Here is a 25,446-nt window from a genome sequence, read left to right as displayed (position 1 = left end):
CCCGTGCGATAAACGGCACGCAAATCCACCACTTTAAATAAATTAAATGAATCGCGCGGAACGACTAGGGTTCCGAATTAATTCACCATAAATATCCTACGACGCATCCAAATTGTGCTAAGTTTAAAATTCCTTACCTGGAGGACATGATGAGCACACATTCCTTGAAAGCGCTATTGGTGGGCTTGGTGCTGGCGAGCGTAAGCTTGCTAAGCTTCGCACAGTCGTGTCCCAATGGCTGCCCTAATTGGCCGATTTGCCTGTGTCTGGATGAGATTCAGGCCAAGGCCGGAATGGATGCAACTGGGACCCTCATTTCGGCTGATGGCAGTAAACCATGGCTCGGTCGGACTTCCAACATCCCACTCATCGTCGCCATCGCGGATACTGCTCGAAAATGCGTTCGTCCACGAACGCCAGAAACGGCAGCGTCGATATGTTCATCGCGGACGCCTTGAGAACATGCAGCATGGCGCCGGTCGCCCGAGTAGCGGCTTTTGTGTTTCAATCAAATGCCTCAGGAGCAATCACGCCTGAACCGCCCCGAGTTTTGTGGAGGCTCCAACTCTTGAGAGAATGGAGCCATGAACAAGAAGCCAAGCAAGTTTTCCCCGGAAGTCCGAGAGCGCGCAGTGCGCCTGGTACGCGAGCAGCGTAGCGAGCACCCGTCGATGTGGGCGGCAGTCGAATCGATTGCGCCGATGATCGGCTGCACGCCGCAGACGCTGTTGGATTGGGTTAAGCGCGACGAGGTCGACCGTGGAGAGCGCGATGGCGTGAGTACGGCCGAGCGTGAACGCATCAAAGCCTTGGAGCGCGAGGTCAAGGAACTGCGCCGGACCAACGAGATTCTCAAACTGGCGAGCGCATTTTTCGCCCAGGCGGAGCTCGACCGCCGTTTCAAGTCCTGAAGGCCTTCATTGATCAGCATCGCGACACCTTCGGGGTCGAGCCGATCTGCAAGGTCTTGCGGATTGCCCCGTCGGGCTACCGACGCCATGCAGCACAACTTCGCGATCCGTCGAAACGCTGCGCCCGCGCGAAACGCGATGAGCTTTTGCAACCGGAGATCAAGCGTGTCTGGCAGGCCAACATGCAGGTCTACGGCGTGCCGAAGGTCTGGAAGCAGATGAACCGGGAAGGCATTGCGGTGGCACGCTGCACGGTCGGACGGTTGATGAAGCTGCAGGGCTTGCGTGGCGCAGTTCGCGGTAAGCGTGTTCGCACGACGATTCCCGATGTGAGCGCGCCGCGCCCGCTGGACCGAGTCAATCGGCAGTTCAAGGCTGACCGACCGAATCAGCTCTGGGTGTCGGAATTTTACGTATGTCTCGACATGGCAAGGCTGGCTGTACGTGGCATTCGTGATCGACGTGTTCGCCCGCCGTATTGTTGGCTGGCGCGTCAGCTCGTCGATGACCACGGACTTTGTTCTGGATGCACTTGAACAAGCGCTGTACGCCCGCCAACCGGGCGAGGACGGGACTTTGATACACCACTCCGATAGAGGGGCCCAATACGTCAGCATTCGCTACAGCGAACGGCTGGCTGAGGCCGGCATCGAGCCGTCGGTCGGCAGCCGGGGCGACAGCTACGACAATGCGCTAGCCGAAACGATCAACGGCCTGTACAAGACGGAACTGATTCATCGGCGCGCCCCTTGGAAAACGAGGGAATCCGTCGAACTGGCTACGCTGGAATGGGTCGCCTGGTACAACCACCATCGGCTGATGGAACCGCTCGGCTATATCCCGCCTGCTGAAGCTGAGGCAAACTACTACAGGCAACTCAGAAATGCCGCTGACGTGTCCGCATTAACTTAAACCAACCAGCCTCCACGATTCCCGGTGCGGTTCACGCCACCTTCCTTGCAAGAGAATGCTGACGATCGTTAACAGTCGGCTGATCGAGACCCAGATAGCATCAGTGCTTTGTTCACTGGGGCAGCGCGATTACGCCGGGAAGGTTCGGCACGTCACCTACTGGGGAGAGCAATTCCTCGGGCGGTCAATCCGAACCATCACGGCTGACGAGATTTTCGATGCGCTGCCGACGCATCGGCTGATCAAGGGGGAAGCCGGCGCGGCCGCTGGAACCCAGGACGCGAAACCGATATATCAACACCATTCGACGCATGTTGAGTTTGTGCGTCGAGTGGGAATGGATAGATCGCGTCCCGAAGCTCCAACGGTTCGAAGAACCCGACGTGCGCGTGCGCTGGGAGCCGCCAGAAGTCATCATGAAGATGATCAACGCGTTGCGCATTCCGTGGATGCGCGATGCCGCGGTCGTCGCGGTGGCAACCGGCATGCGAGAGTCTGAACTGTTCGGCCTGCGGGTATCGCAAATCGATCTGGCCCAGTGCAATGCCTGGATCACGCACGAGGGGGCAAAGTCGAAACGAGCTCGTTCGGTGCCATTGAACCAGGACTCCATGAGCGTCCTCGAGCGGCACGCGGAGACAGCGACGGATCTCGTTTTCACGCGGGAATTTACACGTGGAGATGGGCCACCGAAGCTTATCGGCCAGATCGACAAGCGCGATTTTGCGCGGGCCTGTAAGGAAGCCGGGATGGTCGACTTCCACAGGCACGATCTGCGGCACACCTGGGCGAGCTGGCACGTGCGACGGGGGACACCCCTGATGGTGCTTAAAGAGCTCGGGGGATGGGAGACGATCGCGATGGTACAGAAGTACGCGCACCTTGCGCCCAGCCATCTGGCGCAGCACGCCGGCACGGTCACGTTTTGGGCACAGTCGGGAGGCGAGAAACAAAAAGCGCCGCTGTCGGAAGCGGCGCAAAGCCTTGCGGCATAAAGGTCTCGACTGGCCCGCCCTACATGATTCGAACGTGTGACCTACGGCTTAGAAATCCGACAATCGTGAGCCACCGGCGCCGGCGGCGGAAATCCGCACGGTCAGGTCAGCCAGTGTCCGGATGCCGTGTTGATGCAGCACGAGGACGGCCCGTGATGTCGAGTGCCCAGGCCGCGGTTTCGCGATGGCGGGTCCGTTCACCAGACGCACACCGGAATGACCGCGCCAGATCGGCACGATGATGACTGAGGGCAAAACCGATGAGCTGCCGGCGAATCTGGCCGATCACGCCGCGCGCCGACTGCCCCCTCCGAGCGCGTGCGTGCAATAACGCCCGACCGCCTCGCGCGAACCGACACCCGCATACCACGCGCGCACTGCGGACAGGGACGCTGGGTCGGGAAAGGATGATGGCGAGAGTTCGTTCGGCATCCGGGGAGTATAGGCAGCGGAATGACAGCGCGGCGCAACGGGTAGGTGTGAAGCGCCCCGCGAAACGACATTTTTACCAGAAAATGCTTGTCTATCGATAATAATTGTTAGCGATAGATATCCAGATTTATCTTCGAATCTCCCAAACGAAGTTACCGTGGATCAGGTTCACACTATCCGGAATCCCAGCCCAGTCATTCTCCCACCTTCTTTTCGAGTCTCGCAACGGAACTTCCTGTCGAATTTCATTGTCACATCTCGACAAGCTCGAGTAGTTCTCACATTATCCCTTTTAGAGAAAAAATAAGGGGCACTGACATGAATCAAGAAAAAGAAGCACAGCAAATTAAAATTACTGATCCAGAACGCCGCGACTTCCTCGCCCGGACTTCGATGTGGTCAATCGGGACACTTGCATTGCCGCTTGCAGGATGTGGGAACAGTATTGCGCAAAACGTGCAGGAATCAGCTTATACGATCGATACGTCGATCCAGTCACCGAACCAAGACTCACGCGTACGCACACTGGTACTGCACTATACCGCCGAAACGCTCGCGGACTCGATTGCGTCGCTGACCGATCCAAAAAAGCAGGTAAGTTCACACTACCTCGTGCCGGATACTGCCAACAGCGACGGGCGCTTCCGTATCTATGGGCTCGTGCCAGAATCTCGTCGCGCATGGCATGCTGGCGTTAGTTACTGGCAGGGTGAGCGCATGCTCAATGCAAGCACGGTCGGCATCGAGGTGGTCAACCTCGGCTTTCCCGCACAAGACGAAAACGCGCCGCTGATGAATCGCCGCTGGTATCCGTACCCCGACGCGCAGATCGCCGTGGTCGGTCAGCTCGCAGCCGATGTCATCGCGCGACACGAAATCCTGCCGCAGAAGGTCGTCGGGCATTCGGACATTGCACCAGGACGCAAGTGGGATCCGGGTCCGTTGTTTCCGTGGCAAAAGCTCTCTACACAGTACGGGATCGGTGCGTGGCCGGAAGCGGAGGCAATTAGCTATTACAGTAGCCATCAACCGTTCCGCGGTGACATCGGAGCGTTACAGGCGAAACTATTCGCATATGGCTACGATATACCACGGACCGGCGCGCTTGATGCGCAAACCGGCAACGTCGTCGCTGCATTCCAGATACATTTTCGTTCGGCAAAATATGACGGAGTGCCCGACGTCGAGACGGTCGCAATCCTTGATGCACTTCTGGAAAAGTACTTTCGACGAGGTCGTACGCAATTGCGTCAAGCGGTGCCTAGGCAACTTGAGCCACAAGATGAAGGTGAAAAAGGCAGCGATGATCCTCCCTCGTCAGGTGCAATCGGACAATCGGGGTCACGTCGCTTCTGACGTGAGGATCACTGAAACCGAGAAAAATAAGTGATTGGGTCATGGCAAACTCACTTACTTAACTTTGGAATTACTGCCCTATGTCGATATGTGGCAGATTTTTTTCGAATATCGACCATCCCTCGTCATTACATTTAAGTTGATTTCCGAGCTGATCGACCATGCATTCTCGGTGACTGCTAGATTAGTGAAATCGGACGACATCGAGATCGATCCGGTCACGTTGAGTGTTGTCGGGTTGTTGTGCGGATCGACAAGCGCAATCGTCGTGTTTGGGAGCGCGCCTGTCGAGATCGGCCACATGCCGGTAAGATCGTTCGCCGACGCGGCTGTCCGAACCTGCCCGAAGTGTTGGCAAGCCCGGCATGGCTTCGCCCACGGTAAGGGCTGTGACTATGGGACTGGAGCACTGGCCAGATGTGCAACCGATCGGCGTCGACGCGACGACGGGTGCGCTGACCCAAGTTCGCCAAGGCGGACGGACTTCCGGCAGTGGCGAACGTTTCGCTCGTTGTGCTAGAGGAACCGTCCCCGCCGCCCCACATCCCGCTAGATGAAACTGGAAATCACACCGGCCGCCAGCAAACAGAGATTATCTTTTGTTCATCGCAAATTCGCTAATTAAGTGATGAAATTCAATAATGACTTCATTTATCACCATCTCCCAACGTCACCGAAGCGACTACCATTATCAAATGAGCTCCACCGAATAGGCTTTCCGCATTTATTTAGTTAGTAAGCGGCCAGCGAACCCGTCTTGAGTTTGGCCGAGGCGCTTGGGAGTATCGTGTCCACTTAACGAATAAGCGGACACGTGAACACTATCGAATCGGAATCACTCCCGGAGCGTCGTCGTCGGCAACGCTATAGCGAGGAGTTCAAGGCGCAGGTGGTAGCGGCCTGCCAGGGAATCGGCGTATCGGTTGCGGCGGTCGCGCTGGAGCACAGGCTCAACGCGAATCTGCTGCGGCGCTGGATCGATCAGGCCGAGGGTCGACTTCCCAAGAGACCGCTGGGCCGTCCGCCGGCCACGCCACCATCGCTGCCAGCCTTTGTGCCGGTGGCGTTGGGAGCGCCGAGTTCGCATTCGCCGGAGATCCGCATTGAGATACGTCGAGGAGATCAGTCGATCACGGTGAGTTGGCCGGTATCCGAGGCAACCCAGTGTGCCGTCTGGCTGCGCGAGTGGCTGCGGTGATTCGTGTCGACGAGATCTGGCTGGCGGTCGATCCACTGGACATGCGGGCCGGTTTCGACACGGCCCTCGCGCGAGTGGTCAAGGTGTTCGGCGCCGCGCACCCACACCATGCCTATCTGTTCACCAATCGGCGCGCCAACCGCATGAAGGTTCTGATTCACGACGGGATCGGTATCTGGCTGGCCGCGCGACGCCTAAATCAAGGGCAGTTTGCGTGGCCGCCCATCGGCAGCGAACCGAAGCAGCGTGCCTTGACGCACGAACAACTGGCCGGCCTGGTGCTGGGCTTGCCTTGGCAACGCATCGGCGAGGATGGCGTGATCCGCGTCGTCTAAATGCGGCGGGGAGGTAAACAGTCGCGCTTCCTCCGTCGGCAGGGTTCTGGCAGACTGGCCTGCATGAACCCCGCGGACCTCGACGCACTCAACCCGGAACAGTTGCGCGCCCTTGCCGCGCAACTGATTGCCGAGGTCAAGGAGAAGGAGCGGGAAGCAAATGAGCGAGACCGAGAGCTACGCTTCCGGCAGACCCGTATCGATCAACTCACCCACGAGGTCTCGATCCTCAAGCGCCAGCAGTTCGGCCGGCGCAGCGAACAGCTCAACAGCGAGCAGATGAATCTGCTCGACGAGGCGATCGATGGCGACTTGGTTGCCATCGAGATGGAGCTCGAACAACTCGAGCCGACGCGAGCTAAACGGCAACGCGAGCAGCCGAAACGGGCACCGCTGCCGCCGCAACTGCCACGCACCGACGTCCATCACGAACCGGACAGCACAACGTGCCAGTGCGGTTGCGAACGCATACGGATCGGCGAGGACGTGAGCGAGAAGCTGGACTACACGCCGGGCGTGTTTACGGTGGAACGGCACATCCGCGGCAAGTGGGTGTGCAAGGCATGCGAGACGCTGATCCAGGCGCCGGTTCCACCGCATGTGATCGACAAGGGCATGCCCACCGCCGGGTTGCTCGCGCAGGTACTGGTCGCCAAGTACGGCGACCACTTGCCCCTGTATCGCCAGGAACAGATCTTTGGTCGTGCGGGACTGGCCATCCCGAGATCCACGCTGGGTGCCTGGGTGGGCCGGTGTGGCGTGCAGCTGCAGCCGTTGGTCAACGCACTCGGCCAGGCCATCCGGCAACAGGCGGTGTTGCACGCCGACGAGACGCCGGTGCAAATGCTCAGTCCCGGCAAGGGCAAAACGCACCGGGCATACCTGTGGGCGTATACGTCGACTCAGTTCAGCGAACTGCGCGCGGTGGTCTACGACTTCGCCGAGAGCCGCGCCGGTGCGCATGCTCGCACGTTCCTGAAGGGCTGGCACGGCAAGCTGGTATGCGACGACTACAGCGGGTACAAAGCCTCGTTCCAGCACGACATCACCGAGATCGGATGCGCGGCCCATGCTCGACGCAAGTTCTTTGAATTGCATGCCAACCACAGCAGCCAGGTTGCGGGGCAGGCCCTGCCGTTCTTTACCGCGCTCTACGACATCGAACGCGAGGCCGCAGCACTGGATGCCGACGAACGGCAGCGACTTCGACAGCGTCGGGCCAAGCCAGTGTGCGACGCCCTCTATGAATGGCTGATGGCGCAGCGCAAACTCGTTGCGGAGGGCTCGGCGATTGCCAGGGCGTTGGACTACAGCCTGAAACGGTGGGATGCACTCACGCGCTATCTCGATGACGGGAATGTGCCGATCGACAACAACTGGGTCGAAAACCAGATCCGTCCGTGGGCCATTTCGCGCTCATTCTGCCCATATCGGGCAGGAAGTCGAAGTCCATTATCGCTGGCATCCGCTGTACGGGCGTCGCGTCAAGGTCAGAGATGTCGAACATCGTGGCGGAAGCCAAGTCATCCACGTAGAGACGGACGGTGGCGTAGTCAAGATGATCGCAGCGTGGATGCTTGATGCCGCGGTATGTTCAGCCATGGTTCTCGGCGAACCGAGGGTTACCGTAGCGGCACTGCATAATCTGCATCAATTGCTGGCCGATCGGCATTTGCGGGGACACTCTCCGGACGGTTCCACCAACGTCCGGGAGAAGCGCAATGGGCAATCTGCCAAACGTCGTTCCAACAGATCATCAGTCGTCGCGGTCGATGCCGCAGCAGATGAACCTGACGTTCGATACGGTCGAGCTTCAGGGAATGAACGCGGTGCAGCGAGCAAACGCGCTCAGGCATCTCGCGTGCCTGCTGATGCAGGCCGCCGGCATCTCGACTGCGAAGGGGCCTGACGATGAAGAATGATGATCGTTTGCCCGCAGATCTTCTTAAACGCAAGGCAGTAGTTTATGTCCGGCAGTCCAGCCAGACGCAGGTCCAACTGAACCTCGAGAGCCAGCGCCGGCAGTATGACCTCGTGCATGAAGCAAAGCGACATGGATTTCGCGACGTTGAAGTCATCGACGACGACCAAGGGCGCTCGGCGAGCGGCACGGTTGCGAGACCGGGCTTCGATCGCCTGGTCGCGTTATTGTGCGCAGGCGACGTCGGCGCAGTGCTTTGTCTCGATGCCTCACGCCTTGCTCGCAATGGACGCGACTGGCATCATCTGCTCGAGCTCTGCGGTCTCGTTGAAGCGCGGGTAATCGACCTTGACGGCGTGTACGACCCTTGCCGGGCAAATGACCGGCTGTTGCTTGGCATGAAGGGCAGCATCAGCGAGTTCGAACTTAACGTGCTTCGAACGCGCATGCACGACGCCAAGCGAGAGAAGGCATACCGCGGTGAATTACGTATCAGCGTGCCGGTCGGCTATATCTGGCATCGTGATGTCGGTCTGGGTTTCGATCCAGACGCGCGGTTGCAGGAAGTCATACGCCTGATTTTCACTCGATTCCGGCAACTGGGCAGCGCGCGGCAAGTCCTGCTGTCGATGAGGGCTGAGCAGGTTCATTTTCCGCGCCCCTCTGATGGCCGGACGCTGACACAGGTAGACTGGACTCCGATACGCTACCGTAACGTGATCTCGGTGCTCAAGAATCCGTTCTATGCCGGTGTCTACGCGTATGGCAAGAGTGGTAAGCAGATGACGATCGTCGAAGGCCGTGCTCGCAAGAGCTACAAGCACCGCAAGCCGTTTGAGGACTGGGACGTCATGCTTCGGGAGCATCATGAAGGCTACATCGACTGGGCCGAATTCGAGCGCAACCAGGAGAAGCTTGCCACCAACGCCTACGGCAAGACTGGTGACGTAAAATCCAGTCGTGGTGGACGCGCGCTGCTTGCAGGGTTGCTTGCCTGCGCACGCTGCGGACGTCGCCTGTCAGTGGCCTATGCAGGACGCGTCCCGCAGGCAGTCTACCGGTGCAATCGCTTCGACATGCCGCCGCGATGCATGACGTTCGGCGGCTCACGCATCGATGCCGCTATCGGCAAGGAGCTTCTGCGCGTCGTGGAGCCATTGGCGATTGAAGCGGCCCAACAGGCCGGGCAAATGCACATGGATACCCTGAACGAGCAGCGGCGAATCGTGGAGCTTGAACTGCAGCAGGCCCGGTACGAGGCCACGCTGGCTGAGCGGCGCTACGCCGCCTGTGATCCTGAGAACCGCCTGATTGCCGCGCAGTTGGAGAAGAACTGGGAAGCGGCATTACGTCGTGTACAGGCTTGCCAAGCCCGCCTGGAGACGGTGACCGCACCAGAGGCGCAGGCTCCCCTGCCTGATGTTACGAAGCTCGCTGAGGATCTTCGTGCTGCGTGGAATGCACCGGGCGTCACTATGCGGACACGTCAACAGCTTGTTCGTGCGTTGATTGCTGACATCGTTGCCGACGTGGACGAAGCCGCTCGCGAAGTCATCCTCACGATTCACTGGCAAGGTGGTCAGCATTCCGAGCTTCGAGTTCGCAAGCCGCGGACTGGCGAGCATGGATGCAGCACTTCTGACGACGCGCTCGCGGTCATTCGCAGCATGATTACCCGGTGGTCAGACCAGGACATCGCAGCGTCGCTGAACCGGATGGGGCTTCGCACCGGCCAAGGCAAGACATGGACCGCACACCGTGTCAGATCGATACGGCAAGTGCGGGACATTCGAGCCTACAAGTCAGCGGAGAAGGATGGGCAATGGTTGACGATGTCTGATGCGGCGAAACTGCTTGGCGTCACCCATTACATGATTCGGCGTTTGATCACCGACCGCGTCCTGCCTGCTGAGCAGGTCATGCCCGATGCCCCATGGCAGATTCGAGCGTGCGATTTGCGCAGCGATGCTGTTATAGCGGCGTTGGCGCGCAAACATCGCCCGTGTCGCAACGAGGTCGAAGGGCAGATCCCAATGTTTATCGAGGTTTCGGAAGGAGGTGCACAATGAACGCCCCATTGCAGTCGGCCGGTCTTATGTGCACCTCGGGATTATGGCGAGCATGATCCGTCCCGGGATTCCCGGCTGAGCCTCCAAGGCTTCCAACGAGCAACTCCGAGGTGTTCTAACTCAGCATAATAAACCGTGGTGTGATGGTGTTCCGCGAACCTGCCTGCGGAGACCATCATGTCTACCGACGCATGCCTGAACCGTCTCGCTCGACGAGACTGGTTGATCTATGGTCCACTGAACCAGTTCCTCGATTCGTACATTGGCGAGCTGGAGAGACTACGTTATGCGCGAGGTACTGTCGGAGCATACCTTCGATGCCTGGCGCATTTCAGTTATTGGATGAGACGCGAGCGGCTTTCTGCCCGGGATATTGATGGAGCGCTTGTCGAACACTTCATCCGGCATCACCTACCAGTTTGCCGCTGTCCAGAACCCTGCCGATCAGTTGTGTCGGAGATGCGCGCAGCACTGCATCATCTTTTGGCGTTGCCATATTACGCGGACGTCATCCCCGCAACCTCGCCGGGGCCACTGGCAGACGAGTTGCACAACTTCCATGAGTATTTGCGCGATACGTGTGGCCTTGCTCGTTCGACGTGCGTCTATCGTGTGCGGCACCTCGAAGCATTTTTCGCTAGCTGCATGCCAGATGACTTCGCTGGGTTCATCAATCTGACGATGCCGGCTGTCGACTCATTTCTGACCGGCCTTGCAAGACAACACTGGAAACCCAGTTCGCTCGGGGTCATCTGTACGAGCCTGCGTAGCTATCTGAGATTCCGTGCATTGCAGGGTGACGACACTCGCCTTGCGGTTTCGACTTTGCCGGTGATCGCCAATTGGCCACACCGGAAGCCGCCGAAGGTACTCTCGGATATTCAGCTCGAGCATTTCCTGCAGGCCTTTGATGTCAACATCCCTTCCGGTATGCGCGACTATGCTATCGCTCGCTGCATTCTCGATCTTGGCCTGCGCGGAGACGAAGCCACCCGCCTGACACTTGACGCAATAGACTGGCGACGTGGCATTGTGACCTTACGGCACACCAAGAGCCAGCGTGCGCAACGCATGCCGTTGCCTGAACAAGCTGGTGCTGCCTTAGCGCAATATCTGCGAGCGGGGCGCCCGCTAACCGACAGTCGATTTGTGTTTGTACGCCACCGGGCGCCGTTCGGTGTTCCATTAAGCGTCGCTGCGATTCGCAACGCCATGAACCGAGCGTTCGCACGCTGCAACCTGGATGATCAGTTCTGCAATACGCATGTGCTGCGGAGGTCAACCGCCACTCGCCTGCAAAGGGCGAACGTGTCGATCAAGGAAATCGCTGATCTGCTACGGCATCGGAGCTTGGACACGGCCCGCGTCTACGCTCGTGTGGATATTGAACGCCTTCGGGAGGTTGCCCTTTCCTGGCCGGGGAGCACGACATGAACATCACCGGCGGTTGGGCCGCCCGTGTGGCGGCATATCTTGCGTATCGACGCAGCTTCGGCTTCGAACTCGCAATTGATGGCAGGCAACTCGAATCCTTCGCCCGCTTCGCTGACCGGCGCGGCACCGAGCATCTGACGCTGGATCTCGCCGCGGACTGGGCTCGCGATTCGAAGCGCGCCTCCTCGATTAGCTGGGCTCGCCGTATCGAAACACTGCGCGGCTTCGCCAAGTTCCAGATGCGTACAGATCCCACCACGGTCATACCACCGAGGAATTTGCTAGGTCGTGGACACCGTCGGCTGGTGCCACATATCTTTACTGAACAGGAGATTCGAACGTTGCTGGCCGAAGCCAGCCTACTCGGGCCACCTGGAGGTTTGCGCCCAGCAACATGTTGCGCGTTGTTTGGTTTGCTGTTGACGACAGGACTGCGTATCTCCGAGGCGATTCACCTGACTGTTGCCGACGTCGATCTTGATGCCGGCGTGCTCAATGTCCGCAACTCCAAATGTCATCAGCACCGTTATGTCGCCATGCACGATACAGTCACCAGGCAGTTGCGGGAGTATGCCAACTTCCGGGACCGAGTTTTTCCTGATCGATGCTCAGATCGTTTCTTTCGAGGAGAAAGCGGTCAGCCGGTAACTCAGCGCCAGATGTTGTACACGTTGCACGCAATATGTGAGAAACAACTCGGCTGGAAGCCTCGTGGAGACTACCGTCATCACCGACTGCATGATCTACGGCATACGTTCATCGTGCGTAGCGCGTTGCGCTTCTACCGCGAGGAAGAGGACATAGGGCGATGTCTGTCGGCACTATCGATCTATGTAGGGCATGCCAAGGTAGTCGATACCTACTGGTACTTTACTGGCATCCCTGAGCTGATGAACATCGCGGGCGAACGCTTCCAACGCTACGCTGAAGGAGTTCCGGCATGAACACCCTGTTGACTCAACCAGCCGAATTCGCCGCGTTGGTCCAGCGCTTCTTTACCGAGCGTCTGCTGCAGCAACAGGCTGCAAGCCCCAGAACCGTCGCGGCATATCGCGATGCATTCCGTCTCCTACTTGGCTATGCAGAAGCTCAATGCCGTAAATCAGCTGCACAACTTACATTGCTCGACATCGACGCAGACCTCGTAGTTGGATTCCTGGCCTATCTCGAAGAAGAGCGCCACAACGCCGTACGAAGTCGCAATGCGAGGCTCGCTGCAATACGCGGGTTTGCGCAGTATATGGCGTCGCAGTGCCCGCCGGCTTTGTTTATCGCGCAGCGTATTCTGGCCATTCCGATGAAACGCTCCGACAAGCCAATGCTCGGATTCCTCTCCCGTGGCGAGGCAAAGGCGCTCCTGGATGCCCCTGACAGTGACACCTGGTATGGCAGGCGTGACAGGGCACTCCTCAAGGTGCTTTACAACACGGGTGCCCGGGTTTCAGAACTGATTGGCATCCATGTCAGCGATCTTGAGCTTGATGTCACTCCGAGCGTGCGCTTACACGGTAAAGGGCGCAAGCAACGGACCGTACCGCTGTGGAAGGATACGGCAGTCGAGCTTCGGCGCTGGATCGAATATGCAGGCTTGCGCGCCGAACAACCTTTGCTGCCCAACCGCTGGGGAAGATCGATGACGCGGTCGAACGCTGCGGAGCGGATCGCCGTCGCAGCAAACGCAGCTGTGACACGCTGTCCGTCGTTGCTCGGGCGTTCGATCTCGCCGCATACGCTTCGACATACGACCGCAATGCACCTGTTGCAGTCCGGCGTCGACATCACAGTCATTGCACTTTGGCTCGGACATGAGAGTCCGTCGACAACACACGGCTATGTTGAAGCAGATCTAGCCATGAAAGAGCGAGCCCTAGCGGCGATCGCCCCACTGAAGACCCGTCGATCCCGCTACCGACCACCAGACACGCTTCTAAAGTTTCTGGAGGCGCTTTGATTATGTGCTGTCCTACGTGGCGAGCTCCCCCCGATTGTGCAGCTCGCCACACTTACTTTGCATAATCCCGAAGTGCACATAAGACCGCTTATGCTGATCTGAGCATAAGCGCCGCAATTGGTTGTTCGCCGGATCACTGCGTGCGGGTCAGCGCGCGGCCGCCATCATGAGCTTGATCCGCTCGGCACAACTGAACGGGCTCGAGCCTCTCGCCTATCTGAAGGACGTGCTGACGCGCTTGCCGACCCACAAGGCCAACGACATCGACTCGCTGCTGCCGCATCGCTGGCAGCCACTCTCGGCCGCCGCCTAAACTCGCTCGTCAAGATGGGTTGGCTGGCCGCTTACTTTAGTTATTCAATCTTGATATAAAAAGCGATCAACATCAACCGTCAGCGATTCTCGGCAACGCAACAGTCCACAATGGACTGGCAAAACGACTCTTGCCTTCGTCGCGATATTCGTGCTTCCTCGCCACCGCCGCTTTATGATGTCGCCTTTCCTCTCAGTACATGCCGGGTTCTGCCCCCGGCACCAGTATGCAAAGGGGTCTCCCGTTTCGCGCTGAACGTCGTGAGCCATCGCTCGCTATATGAAGCGGAGGCGGCCAACGGAAGCGCGATCAACATGGCAAAGAGATAGTTCACTGAGCGACGTCGGATCACTGCTTTCCGGTTCATTTCCATACTTGTCAAAACTGCAGTCAAACGACTTTGCCTCCCGCTCCGGATACAGACGCGCAACCGATCATATCCAAACACCTTCGACGCGACTGCCTGTAATAGGCGACTGACTGCCGGAGAGTGCGAACACGGAGAGCTTCTTCCAGGCGTCGACATAATCGGATTTCGGGACGTACTGGATGACTTCATCGAATCGATGCAAGATCGCTTCTATCCCAGGCATCCATTCCGCCTCAAGCCTCCAGTCGTTGCGCTGCTCCGCCCCCTGAATGCACTTGCTCAGTGCTGCCTCGACATCGAGAAAGAGCGACTGGTCACACGACGAGTATTCCTTTCCGAGCAGGAAGTGAGTCATGTAAAGCACGCGCAGCAGCGTGACCATGGTTTCCGGCGTTCCATGCCCTGAACGCATCGCCGCCAGCGCAAGATGGTTTTCGAGCGAGATGCCGCGGGCAACACCCGCCGGCAATGGCAGTAACATTTCCTTATTACGAGGAATTCGTATTTGGCGTTTCTTTTTCATGCTTTCATCAAGCCGCGTTCATCGGCCAGTCAAGACGTTCCTGGATTCGATGTAGTCGTAAAGGCGCAATCACCCCTCCGATTGTCCGGTCCTCTTCATTGACTCCCTGGGGACGATTTTCGAATATCAAGGCCCGATCGCTCGGGCCGAAAAAATGGCGGACAGTACCAGATGCAATGCACCCCACGTCAGAAGCGACGCGCAAAGTACACTGACCAGCAACCAAAAAATGTCGGCGCTTCCTTTTCCCGAGTCCACCCTGTCGGGTCGACAGTGGGACGTTTGATCACGGATCAAATCCTTGACGTCTCCGATCCCCTTTCCGCCGCGTCGTCGCTCATGCACCGAACTCACCTCCCGGCCGTAATACGCAATCAAGTCCCGGCTGAATGCTTTCGCGCCAAGCTAAACGCAAGTCGGCAACGAGTCTCACGACATCCTGCGCGGCCTTTCCGTCGAGGCTCGCGTCGTGTATCGAGGATGCCGCGTAGGCCGTTTCGCACATCTCATCCTCATTTGGGTGGATCAAAAATACGAACGAGCCGGCGACCATCGATTTACCGATCACATAGAAGAGGATCGGCGTACTCCAACCGTCCATCGGAAGGTCGGTCTCGTCGCGACTCGATGCCCTGTCCGAACCGCTCAGCACATGGGCCGCCGAATCGGAACCAGCACCACTTTCAGCCGATACGTCGGTCTCGCGAGAATCACGAGTTGATCGGCGACGCTGCCGCACGAACGCGCTGTTGTACTGGCTCAGGACGTAAGGAATCAGCGTGGTGACTTCTTCGTCGGGCACCGTATCGCCCAGCGATCTCACTTCGACAAAGAATCCTGCGCCCCCACGGCGCCAAACGTACAGATCAGGAAAGCATCTCGTGGTTGCGATTCGGTCCCTTGAATCGACCAATCGATTTGCACATAGTCCGAGTGAATTCGACTCAACACCCTGCTCTAAGCCTGCTTGATCCGCATTCCAGCCGGCCGCAATGAAATGCGTGTAGCAGATGGTCTTTGCGACCTCCTCGATCAACACGTACTTCCACCACAAATTTTCGTGCATTTTCGATTTCCATGATTCAGTCAGGCCACGTGCGCAACCGGCGTCGACACCATCGCGAGCGCATAATGCTTGCGCCACAACGTTCACGACGGCAGCATCTCAAGCGCGGGATCAATCTGAGTCTTCGGACGACTTATCGGTCGGTTCAATCAAGTAGTCTCTCGGATTCTTGCCTTGCAACCAAAGTGGCGTCCGCCCGCGGCCGCTCCATGTCGTTCCCGTTTCTGGATTCCAGTATTTCGGCTTGACCTTTGCTCGCTTCGACGAGCCGCTCGCCTGCCCGTCCAGGATCAGGTTCAGGTCTACACCGGACACTAGAAGGGCTTGCCGCACTTGCTCCGCAAGCAATGCGGCCTCCTGGCGGCGTGCCGTCTCCAGCTCCGTATATAGCATGTCGATCTGGCTCAGTATTTCCCTGTATTTGCTCATCGCAGTGCACCACTCCGTTCGTCAGCCGGAACAAATTCAATTCGTCGGTTCGCGAAGCGTCCCATCACCGTCAGGTCACTTTCGACCGGCTTTGAGTTGCCATAGCCCTTCGCAACCAGGGTCTGTGACGACACACCGGCCGCAATCAAATACGCCCGCACCGCCCGGGCCCGCTTCTCGGAAAGTGCCAGATTCGCTTGATCATCGCCGCTGTTGTCCGAATGCGCCGTCACCTCCAGTGAGATCGGGTGCTGCATGGCCTGACAGGCGGCCAGAAGATGCGCCGACTGTTCGAGATTCGCTTTCGCCGCTGACGGCACGTGGCCACTGGATCGCGCGAAATCAATCAATTGCGTGTTCAACGCCTTAGAAACCGCGAGCGAATCGCAACTTTTTCCAAAAGGCTCGAGACGATTCAGCGCCTGGGCAAGCGCTTCGTTGGACCGTGCCATCAGATGGACAGGGTCGAAAATTTCGATGAGGTATTCGCTGCCCAACGCTGTTGCAAGGCTGGCCATCGATTCAGTCGCGACCTGCGCCACGGGAGCCCAGAGCTGAACGCGTGTGTTCTGCACGATACCTTCGACACGCGGCGATCGCATCAATTGGAGCCATGTGTCGAGCCGTCCCAGCCAGGCAGCCGGCGCAACGGTCCGATCCACGACGAGATTCAACGTATAGCGCCTGCTGCCGAACCGATTCTCGAGCGCGCCGCTGAGTGCCTGCCGTTCCGCATCGTTGTTGAGTACGGCCTCAACAACAGGTGAGCCCGACGAGTCAACTTTGAACTCGAGCTTCGCGCTCTTTGACGGTTCCGGTGACGTGCCCTTTCGCTGGTCGGCCAAAACGACCGGAACCGCAGAGGCCGGGCTTGCGGGCGGCACGACACGGTCGCCGACACGCTGCTGAGCCAACGCTCGACTCAACGGCATCGTCGATACCGTTCCGGCCACGGCATGCCGAACACCAGCCGACCGGATCGGAAAATCGAGGTATCGGAAGTGCCATGCCGCCGCTCCGGCGGCCAACATAAGCGTCGCACTGCAGACTGCGACCCACATGCGGCGTGGCCTGAACCATCGTCCGCCCCGCGCCTTGAGCACCACCGTGCCGGAATCGGGATCCGAACCCCACGATTGCCCCGCAAGCCGACGGGTAACGGCCTCCAGTCTGGCGCTCACGACACCCGGAAACTCCGTGGCCGACGTCGACGCGGTCAGTTGCGAGATGCCGTCGCTCATGTGCTTCTGCAGCATCGGGACCTGCGATCGCAAAACGAGTAGGAAGTCTCTCAGCCCGCACTGCTCCAGCAGCAGGCACCGCTTAAGCGACCCGTAGAGCACCGCGCATGAAAGGCCGACCAATACGTGTGCGGCTTGTGGCGGTATTCCGGACACGAGCCCGACATGATCGCCATACTCCGCGAGCCGCCGCGCGGTCGCTTGCAAAGCCAGCCTGTCCGCTGCCCATTCAACGTCCTTCAAACCAGCCGTGCTGGTCACGCATGTGGCAAGACGCGTCGCGACATGGACATCCGCGTCCTCCGAACGAACGATCGCGAAAATGCGCTCCGCGTCCTCGACCGAAGCGACGGACGCCACCAATGCGGCAAGCAGTACCGGCGTCGCATAGGTCGTCACCCGCCGCAGGATATCTGCCGAAAGGCCGATCGTTTGCGACAGCCCGTCAAGTACCGCATCGGTGATGATGCCGTTTCCCGCCTGTACCAAATCAAACTTTTCCAACGCTCACCCCGCACATTTCGCACTGCGGCCGGTCATCAACCCGTCGAGCAGCACGTCATAGCTGGCGACAACTTCCGGATTCGTCGCAAGAAAACCACCGATCACCCAACGTTGCCGCATGCGGTACGCCTCCCAGTTTTCGTCGTGATGCTGCAGCACGTCGATAAGCTTCGCCGCCCCCGCCTGCACGTCGTTACCACGATAGAAGTAGCCGAGATCCGCGCACAGTTGCGCGTTATGAACGAGCGGGAACCCGTTCCAGCACGCGTCGAAGTAGAAGTAGTTCAGCGCCAGGCCCCACTGATGCGACACCACCACGTCAGTGTGTTCGGACAGGAAACTCGGCGTGTCGAAGCGCCCGACGAAGCTCACCTTCGACTGACGAACCAGATCCAGGTACTGCGCGATACCGATGAATTCCGGGGAATGGCGCGCAAGGTGCTCGGCATTGGTGACATGCATGTACTCGATCGCATCCGGCATCTTCCGGAATGCTTCCTCCGCGATCAGCAGCGGGTACAGGCAAAACTTCAGCACGTCGATGTTCGGTTCCATGACGGTCAGACGCTTTGCAGCCGCGCGCGGACGATACTGGCCCTCGAACGGCAGATCGCGCGTTCGCATCTCGAGACACATCGGGTCCCACACGAACGGCACTTCCACCACGGGCATTCGGCGGAGCGAGCCGAGAAAACCGGCGCTGGTTTCCATCACCTGTGGAATGACCCACACGGCGTCGTATCCCTGATTGATGAAAACGGAATCGCACATTCTTCGGCCGAAGATCATCGCCTCGATCATCTGCACGTATTCCGGGCCGCAGCAGTAGCTCACCACCTTCGCGCCGCGTTCCTTCAGATAGCGCGTCTGCTCCTCGCTGATTTGGCCACCCAGCTCGATGAGGACGTCGACCGAATCCTTTGCGTCGTGAAACGAACGCGTCGGAAACAGACGCTTGTCCCACGGCAGTTCTCCGGTCACGTCGATAGCGGTCGTGTTGACTAGTATCACCTCATGCCGACGCCGCGATTGTCGAAACAACTTCGCGAGATACAGCGCGTTCTGCTTGATGCCGTTGACCCACAGGCTCTCTGCGCTGTCGTGCATCCCGATCGTGATGCCGATGCGAATTCCTCGTTTCGTCATGTCTTTCTCCGTGATCTCGCTCACACTTTCCGATAGACGGCTATCGCCGCTCAAAATCCCGCCGCGCGGGCCAGATTCTGCCGGCCCACATGCAACAACCGCTGCGCATACTCCGCGCGATTGCCGGCGTCGTACGGGCTCAATCGGGCGAACAGCGCACGCGAACGTCGCATGTATCCTTCATGGCCGGCATCGTGTTCGTACGCGGCAAAGAGCAACATCGCTGCGCCCTCGTTGACGTTCGAGCCCTCGTAGAAATAACCGGCCTCCTGCAGCCACGGCGAGTTGTGCACGAGCGGATAGCCACCGTAAAGCGCATCCAGGTACAGGTAGTTCTGATCGTTGCACCATTGATGGCTGACCACGGCGTCCGCATGCTGGCTCATGTACCCCACGAAATCGTGACGCGCATCGAAATGCACCTTCTGATTTTCGTGAAGCCTGAGCGAGCGCGTCAGAAACGTGAACGTCGGGTGTTCCGCCATGTGGACGCTATTCAGGATGCTCAGCCGCTCGATGGCGCTCGAATTCTTTCGGTAGGCCTCGTCGCAAATCAACGCAGGCACGGCGAAGCATTTGTTCACCGAGATATTTGGTTCGAGGATCGCCACCTTCAGCCCACGTGGCAGGTTGCCATCAGTCTGCCTGGGTCGACGCACATAACCGAAGGTATGACCGCTCTGTTCGACCTGCTTTGCGCGCGCATCCAGAAACACCGGATCCCACAGATACGGCACTTCGAATACCGGACACCGGTGCAGCGATCTGAGCATCGGGATGAAAGCGCGATCCTTCTCGAGCACCCAGATCTCGTCACAACGCTCTGCTCTCGAAAAGAAGCCGCGCCGCTCGAAAATGGAAGGTTCGATCAAGCCGACATACGGCTGACCGCAGCACATGAAGACGACTTTCTTGCCCAGCGCGCGAATGTAGTCGACCCACTCGAGATCGAGCCCGCCGCTCATCTCAATGACTACATCGACCTGATCCGTTGCCGCCCGCGCAGTCATCAGCGGAAAGCCATGTGCCAGCGCTTCAGCTTCATGCGGCACATTGGTGCGATCGCCGCAGTTGATCAGCAGGACCTGTGAAACCGACGGAAGCGACCTCAGCAGTTCTGCCAGAAAGAACACATTCTGTCCGAGGCCGTTTTCCCAGATGCTCTGGCCCTCGTGCGTCAGTACCGAAATTCCCACCCGCATTTTTTCTACCCCTATCTGGTTGGCGACCCGCGCCCGTTGTTCGAGCGCATCGCAGTTGGTCGCCTGTTATCCGAATCGTTGCTCGCCCCTGCTACCGCACCGCTTCTTGCGGTCCGGTCCTTCACGTGTCGCCCCGCACGACAAAAAAGGGGACCGCGGCACGTCGGCCGCGGCCCTGCAAAAGGCCACGTCGTTCCAGTGAGCGAGGACTGCCACCGGGCGGGTGACGTGGCCGTGATAGCGGCTACGCGTTCATGTCGATCCCTCTCGTCGAATTACGCAAATAGCGCTTCGAGTTCAGCCGAGTAGATCCGAACGTTCTCATCCGATTCGGGATCCAGCGTCGCGAGAAATTTGCGTGTCTCGTACCGATACGCATCGAGGTTGGCGTCGTGTTCGGCATATGCGCGCCGAAGAGCGAGCGCGCCGTCCTCGCAATCGAAGTCCGCGTAGCGATACCCGCACCCACCGATGAAACCCGAGTTGTGGATCAGCGGATATCCGCCATGCAGTGCTTCGTAATACACATAGTTCTGACCGTTTTCCCAATGATGCGCAATTACGGCATCGGCCTGGCGGCTCATGATGTGATACACGGGCATACGCGGCTCGAACGTTCCGATACCGTGGCGTACAAGATCGAGACTTCGCGCGAAGCCGACGAACACCTGGTCCTCCTTGATGCGCATCGCGTTGAACACGCGAAGCACTTCAATGAAGTTCGGATCGTGGCGATGAGCGACGTCAGCCACCAGCATCGGAATGTGGCAGGTCTTCACCATGCAGATATTCGGTTCGAGCACCGCCAGCCTCCAGCGCGCACGTCCGGGCTGGTAGGTGAATGGAAGGTCCGATCCGCTTCCCTGGATCGAACGTTCGAGCAATGCCGGACTCCACAGATGGGGCATTGCCCTTACCGGCGCACGCATCGTCGCACCGTAGTAGTCCGCGCAGCTCATCTCGAATGCCGGCAACGTCCATACGGCGCTGTACGGTGTGCCGGATACGAGCGTCCCATGCGGCTTGTCGAACATCATGCGTTCGATGTCGATCACGTAGTCGTTCGCCACGCGCATGCCGATGATGCGCCCGCCCTTCTCTCTGAATGCCTTCGCCCAGACGACATCGAGTTGTGCGCTCAGCTCGATCGTCACGTCGAGTTTTTCCTGAGCGGTGTTGAGATCGATGACCGGCGCCGGCGCGAGCGCCAGAAAGTCGCCTGCGTCTCCCGGCCGCCCCGGCCCGCCATTCACCAGAAATACCTCTCCCACTATCGGTGACCGCCTCAACAACATCACCAGAAAGAAGCAGTTCTGGAAAATTCCGTTTTCCCAAATCGACTGCGCACCTTCGCGCAAATAGATCGTCACGCCGACCTTCAACTTTCGTCTTTCATTCATTTTTCAGCTCCTGGTCGCGCCCGCACACGACAGTTTCTTGAGTTTTGATATTTCTGCCCCACCGATCAAAAAAGGTCGTGGCACTCCTGGCACCCGAGGCCACGACAAACGGGGGAAACAGATTTCTTGCGATCGGGGCGTACCGTGACGCCCCGATCGCGTTGCTACATGCTTACCACTGGTACGAAACGCCGGCCCCTGCCGCAACGCCCGCCGACGTCAGGCCGACACCTGCCTTCATCTTCAGGTTTTGCGTGATGCGAGCCGTAACGCCGAGCGCCGATGCGGCATAGCCGTGATACGTCGCCGCGCCGATGCCGACCGCGATCGTCTTGCCGATGTCGACGTCCGGAATCATCGTCAGGGCGGTAGCAGCGGCCACCCCCGAGTAGGCGTCACGAGCCACCTGGTTAACGCTCGACTGAACGCGCCAGATCTGGTTCATGTTCGCCGCGTCGGTGCCGTTCACACCTGCAGCCACGTTGGTCAGACGACGCTCGTTGCCCTCCGAGCCGATCGACACCGTGTTCGCCTCGTTCGCGACGGAGCCTGCGCCCAGCGCGACCGAATTGGGAGCGGACGCATTCGAGTTCGCACCCAGTGCCGTTGCCGACACACCCGACGCATTCGCGTTCTTTCCCAACGCCGTGGCGTCGGTGCCTGAAGCGGATGCACCCGTACCAACGGCCGTCGCACCTTGCCCCGTAGCGCTCGCGCCCGTACCGTACGAAGTGGCGCCGATCGTGTTCGCCCTCGCGGTGACAGCCACCAGCGGCGCAAGGGCGGTCGACAACGCGTTGAGGTTGTTGTCGGTCGTGGAAAGGCCGGTGGACAGCGATGCCACGTTGCTGTTCGTCGAAGACAGGCCCGTCGACAGCGACGCCACGTTGCTGTTCGTCGAAGACAGGCCCGTCGACAGCGACGCCACGTTGCTGTTCGTCGAAGACAGTGCCGTCGACAACGAAGTCACGCCGTTTTGCACGGTGTTGATGGCCGTCGAGGTCGACGTCGACAGCGAGCTGAGCTGACTGTAGTTCACCGCGTCCGTCGGATTCACACCTGCCGCAACGTTGGTCAGCCTCACGGGTGTGGTTGCCCCAACCCCGCCCAGCGTGATCGTGCTATGCGTCGAATCGTCATACTGGACCGAGTTGGCCGCGCTGTTCGACAGCGAACTCATGGCGGTCGATGTCGATGTCGACAGCGAGCTCAGATTGCTGTTCGTGGTCGACAGACCCGTCGACAGAGAATCCACACCGCTCTGTGCCACGCTGATACCCGTCGAAGCCGACGTCGACAGCGAGCTCAGGCTGCTGTTCGTCGTCGACAGACCGGTCGACAGGGAATTCACACCGCTTTGTGCCGTGCTGATGCCCGTCGAAGCCGACGTCGACAGCGAGCTCACGTTGCTGTTCGTCGTCGACAAACCCGTCGACAGAGAATCCACACCGCTTTGTGCCGTGCTGATACCCGTCGAAGCCGACGTCGACAGCGAGCTCACGTTGCTGTTCGTCGTCGACAGACCCGTCGACAGAGAATCCACGCCGCTTTGTGCCGTGCTGATACCTGTCGAAGCCGACGTCGACAGCGAGCTCACGTTGCTGTTCGTGGTCGACAGACCCGTCGACAACGAGGCGACGTTGCTGTCCGTCGAAGACAGTGCCGTCGACAGCGATGTCACGCCGCTTTGCGCGGTGCTGATCCCCGTCGAAGTCGAGGTCGACAACGAATACAGCTGCTGGCCGTTGGTGGCGTCCGTGCTGGTCGCGCTCACTACACCCGGGGCAACATTGACGATGCGGCGCTGCTGCGACGCACTGCCGACCGAGAACACATTGGCCTGGCCGCCGTCGGACGAATTTGCGCCGATTGCAACGCTGTTCGTGCCTGTCGTCGCTGCGTTCAGGCCGATCGCAATATCGCCCGTCAGCGGCGCAGCAGCGGTTCCTGCCGCGGCTCCATCGCCAAGCGCGATCGCTGACTGACCATACGCAGATGCATTGTTGCCGATCGCAACGGCACCTTGCCCGAATGCGGTGTTCGTATTGCCGAGCGCAACCGCACCGCCCGTGCCGCTATATTGCGTGGCGTCGGCCGTGTTGTTGTTACCGCCCGCGTACGCACCCGTGCCGGTGGCCATGTTCGGATCGCCGATCGCTACGGCGCCTACACCGTTGGCAACGTTGCCGTGGCCGATCGAGACAGCCCCGGCCCCCGGTGCGCTGGCATCGGTACCGAATGCGACCGAATCGGCACCCGTCGCGCTCGCACCATTGCCGCCCGCGATTGCGTTCGTGCCCGTTGCGGTCGTCGTCACGGTCTGCGGGTCGTACTGGCTACGCACCACGCCACCCTGGCCTTGCTGCATGTTGACGATCGACGTCGACAGCGTGCTGATTCCAGTGGAAGCGGAGGTCGACAGCGAGCTGAGCTGACTGTAATTCACCGCGTCCGTCAGATTCACGCCTGCTGCAACGTTGGTCAGCGTCACCGGCGTCGTCGAACCCACGCCACCCAGCGTCACCTTGCTGTGCGTCGAATCGTCATACTGGACCGAGTTGGACGCGCTGTTCGACAGCGAACTCATGGCGGTCGATGTCGACGTCGACAGCGAGGCCAGATTGCTGTTCGTCGTCGACAGCCCCGTCGACAGCGAACCAACACTGCTATTCGTCGTCGAGAGTCCGGTGGACAGTGAATCCACACCGCTCTGTGCCGTGCTGATACCCGTCGAAGCCGACGTCGACAACGAGCTCACGTTGCTGTTCGTCGTCGACAGCCCCGTCGACAGCGAATCCACACCGCTCTGTGCCGTGCTGATGCCCGTCGAAGCCGACGTCGACAGCGAGCTCACGTTGCTGTTCGTCGTCGACAGACCCGTCGACAGCGAATCCACACCGCTTTGTGCCGTGCTGATGCCCGTCGAAGTCGACGTCGACAGCGAGCTGAGCTGGCTGTAGTTCACCGCATCCGTCGGATTCACGCCTGCTGCGACATTGGTCAGCGTCACCGGCGTCGTCGAACCCACGCCACCCAGCGTCACCTTGCTGTGCGTCGAATCGTCATACTGGACCGAGTTGGACGCGCTGTTCGACAGCGAACTCATGGCGGTCGATGTCGATGTCGACAGCGAGGTCAGGTTGCTGTTCGTCGTGGACAGACCCGTCGACAGGGAACCCACACTGCTGTTCGTCGTCGAGAGACCAGTGGACAGCGAATCCACACCGCTTTGCGCCGTGCTGATACCCGTCGAAGCCGACGTCGACAGCGAGCTCACGTTGCTGTTCGTCGTCGACAGACCCGTCGACAGCGAATCCACGCCGCTTTGTGCGGTGCTGATGCCCGTCGAGGCAGACGTCGACAGCGAGCTCACGTTGCTGTTCGTCGTCGACAGACCGGTCGACAGCGAATCCACACCGCTCTGTGCCGTGCTGATGCCCGTCGAGGCAGACGTCGACAGCGAGCTCACGTTGCTGTTCGTCGTCGACAGACCGGTCGACAGCGAATCCACACCGCTTTGTGCCGTGCTGATGCCCGTCGAAGCCGACGTCGACAGCGAGCTCACGTTGCTGTTCGTCGTCGACAGACCGGTCGACAGCGAATCCACACCGCTTTGTGCCGTGCTGATGCCCGTCGAAGTCGACGTCGACAGCGAGCTGAGCTGGCTGTAGTTCACCGCATCCGTCGGATTCACGCCTGCTGCGACATTGGTCAGCGTCACCGGCGTCGTCGAACCCA

Annotated in this window: 17 protein-coding genes, 3 pseudogenes and 1 other annotated feature; of the genes and pseudogenes, 12 read left to right on the top strand and 8 right to left on the bottom strand. The window is 59.3% G+C overall.

What is annotated here, in order from left to right; all coding sequences use genetic code 11:
• The first annotated feature begins 584 nt into the window (after nucleotides 1-584).
• From DPV79_RS38665 to DPV79_RS38605, 12 genes and pseudogenes are all read left to right on the top strand, one after another.
• Nucleotides 585-1,823: pseudogene (locus tag DPV79_RS38665) on the top strand (IS3 family transposase).
• Nucleotides 866-982: a sequence feature (AL1L pseudoknot), on the top strand. Its footprint overlaps the pseudogene before it by 117 nt.
• Before the next feature lie 416 nt (nucleotides 1,824-2,239).
• Nucleotides 2,240-2,818, top strand: coding sequence for a site-specific integrase (locus DPV79_RS43145; protein WP_244321881.1), 579 nt, complete (start codon nucleotides 2,240-2,242; stop codon nucleotides 2,816-2,818).
• Between the two features lie 750 nt (nucleotides 2,819-3,568).
• Complete coding sequence (locus DPV79_RS38650) at nucleotides 3,569-4,606, top strand: N-acetylmuramoyl-L-alanine amidase (RefSeq protein ID WP_113047878.1); 1,038 nt, start codon at nucleotides 3,569-3,571, stop codon at nucleotides 4,604-4,606.
• Between the two features lie 814 nt (nucleotides 4,607-5,420).
• Nucleotides 5,421-5,804: an IS66-like element accessory protein TnpA gene (gene tnpA, locus DPV79_RS38645; RefSeq protein ID WP_165843622.1), complete on the top strand. Its 384-nt coding sequence runs from the start codon at nucleotides 5,421-5,423 to the stop codon at nucleotides 5,802-5,804.
• Nucleotides 5,801-6,139 (top strand): IS66 family insertion sequence element accessory protein TnpB, encoded by a 339-nt coding sequence (gene tnpB, locus DPV79_RS38640; protein ID WP_133295770.1) that lies wholly within the window; start codon nucleotides 5,801-5,803, stop codon nucleotides 6,137-6,139. The genes tnpA and tnpB overlap by 4 nt, the downstream gene beginning before the upstream one ends.
• A gap of 63 nt (nucleotides 6,140-6,202) precedes the next feature.
• Nucleotides 6,203-7,636: pseudogene (gene tnpC / locus DPV79_RS38635) on the top strand (IS66 family transposase); the annotation flags it as partial.
• Between the two features lie 224 nt (nucleotides 7,637-7,860).
• Nucleotides 7,861-8,061 carry a hypothetical protein gene (locus tag DPV79_RS38630; protein WP_113047876.1) on the top strand — a complete coding sequence of 67 codons (201 nt, stop codon included), beginning with the start codon at nucleotides 7,861-7,863 and terminating at the stop codon, nucleotides 8,059-8,061.
• Nucleotides 8,051-10,129 carry a recombinase family protein gene (locus DPV79_RS38625; RefSeq protein ID WP_113047875.1) on the top strand — a complete coding sequence of 693 codons (2,079 nt, stop codon included), beginning with the start codon at nucleotides 8,051-8,053 and terminating at the stop codon, nucleotides 10,127-10,129. The genes DPV79_RS38630 and DPV79_RS38625 overlap by 11 nt, the downstream gene beginning before the upstream one ends.
• A 177-nt stretch (nucleotides 10,130-10,306) precedes the next feature.
• Nucleotides 10,307-11,563, top strand: coding sequence for a site-specific integrase (locus DPV79_RS38620; RefSeq protein ID WP_113047874.1), 1,257 nt, complete (start codon nucleotides 10,307-10,309; stop codon nucleotides 11,561-11,563).
• Nucleotides 11,560-12,507 carry a tyrosine-type recombinase/integrase gene (locus tag DPV79_RS38615; protein ID WP_113047873.1) on the top strand — a complete coding sequence of 316 codons (948 nt, stop codon included), beginning with the start codon at nucleotides 11,560-11,562 and terminating at the stop codon, nucleotides 12,505-12,507. Before DPV79_RS38620 ends, DPV79_RS38615 begins: the two co-directional genes overlap by 4 nt.
• Entirely contained in the window at nucleotides 12,504-13,514 is a 1,011-nt protein-coding gene (locus DPV79_RS38610; protein ID WP_113047872.1) for a tyrosine-type recombinase/integrase, read from the top strand. Before DPV79_RS38615 ends, DPV79_RS38610 begins: the two co-directional genes overlap by 4 nt.
• Before the next feature lie 109 nt (nucleotides 13,515-13,623).
• Nucleotides 13,624-13,827: pseudogene (locus DPV79_RS38605) on the top strand (transposase domain-containing protein); the annotation flags it as partial.
• A 434-nt stretch (nucleotides 13,828-14,261) separates the two neighbouring features.
• Here DPV79_RS38605 and DPV79_RS38600 read toward each other — a convergent pair.
• The 8 genes from DPV79_RS38600 to DPV79_RS38565 form a co-directional block, all read right to left on the bottom strand.
• Nucleotides 14,262-14,720 (bottom strand): hypothetical protein, encoded by a 459-nt coding sequence (locus DPV79_RS38600; RefSeq protein ID WP_244321880.1) that lies wholly within the window; start codon nucleotides 14,718-14,720, stop codon nucleotides 14,262-14,264.
• A 337-nt stretch (nucleotides 14,721-15,057) separates the two neighbouring features.
• Nucleotides 15,058-15,786 (bottom strand): hypothetical protein, encoded by a 729-nt coding sequence (locus DPV79_RS38595; protein ID WP_113047870.1) that lies wholly within the window; start codon nucleotides 15,784-15,786, stop codon nucleotides 15,058-15,060.
• Between the two features lie 111 nt (nucleotides 15,787-15,897).
• Nucleotides 15,898-16,215, bottom strand: coding sequence for an H-NS histone family protein (locus DPV79_RS38590; RefSeq protein ID WP_113047869.1), 318 nt, complete (start codon nucleotides 16,213-16,215; stop codon nucleotides 15,898-15,900).
• Nucleotides 16,212-17,960, bottom strand: coding sequence for an OmpA family protein (locus DPV79_RS38585; RefSeq protein ID WP_133295769.1), 1,749 nt, complete (start codon nucleotides 17,958-17,960; stop codon nucleotides 16,212-16,214). Before DPV79_RS38585 ends, DPV79_RS38590 begins: the two co-directional genes overlap by 4 nt.
• A gap of 3 nt (nucleotides 17,961-17,963) precedes the next feature.
• Nucleotides 17,964-19,106: a DUF2827 domain-containing protein gene (locus DPV79_RS38580; protein ID WP_113047882.1), complete on the bottom strand. Its 1,143-nt coding sequence runs from the start codon at nucleotides 19,104-19,106 to the stop codon at nucleotides 17,964-17,966.
• 50 nt (nucleotides 19,107-19,156) lie between these two features.
• Entirely contained in the window at nucleotides 19,157-20,308 is a 1,152-nt protein-coding gene (locus DPV79_RS38575) for a DUF2827 family protein (RefSeq protein WP_113047867.1), read from the bottom strand.
• 275 nt (nucleotides 20,309-20,583) lie between these two features.
• Entirely contained in the window at nucleotides 20,584-21,708 is a 1,125-nt protein-coding gene (locus tag DPV79_RS38570; RefSeq protein ID WP_113047866.1) for a DUF2827 domain-containing protein, read from the bottom strand.
• A gap of 172 nt (nucleotides 21,709-21,880) precedes the next feature.
• Nucleotides 21,881-25,446, bottom strand: a 3,566-nt coding sequence (locus tag DPV79_RS38565; protein ID WP_208866772.1) for a YadA family autotransporter adhesin, incomplete at its 5' end; no start/stop codon positions are given.

This window comes from Burkholderia reimsis (genome assembly GCF_003294055.1).
In the GTDB taxonomy this organism is placed as follows: Bacteria; Pseudomonadota; Gammaproteobacteria; order Burkholderiales; family Burkholderiaceae; genus Burkholderia; species Burkholderia cepacia.
Note: the sequence above shows the minus strand (reverse complement) of the source record. Positions and strands in the feature narration are given on the sequence as shown.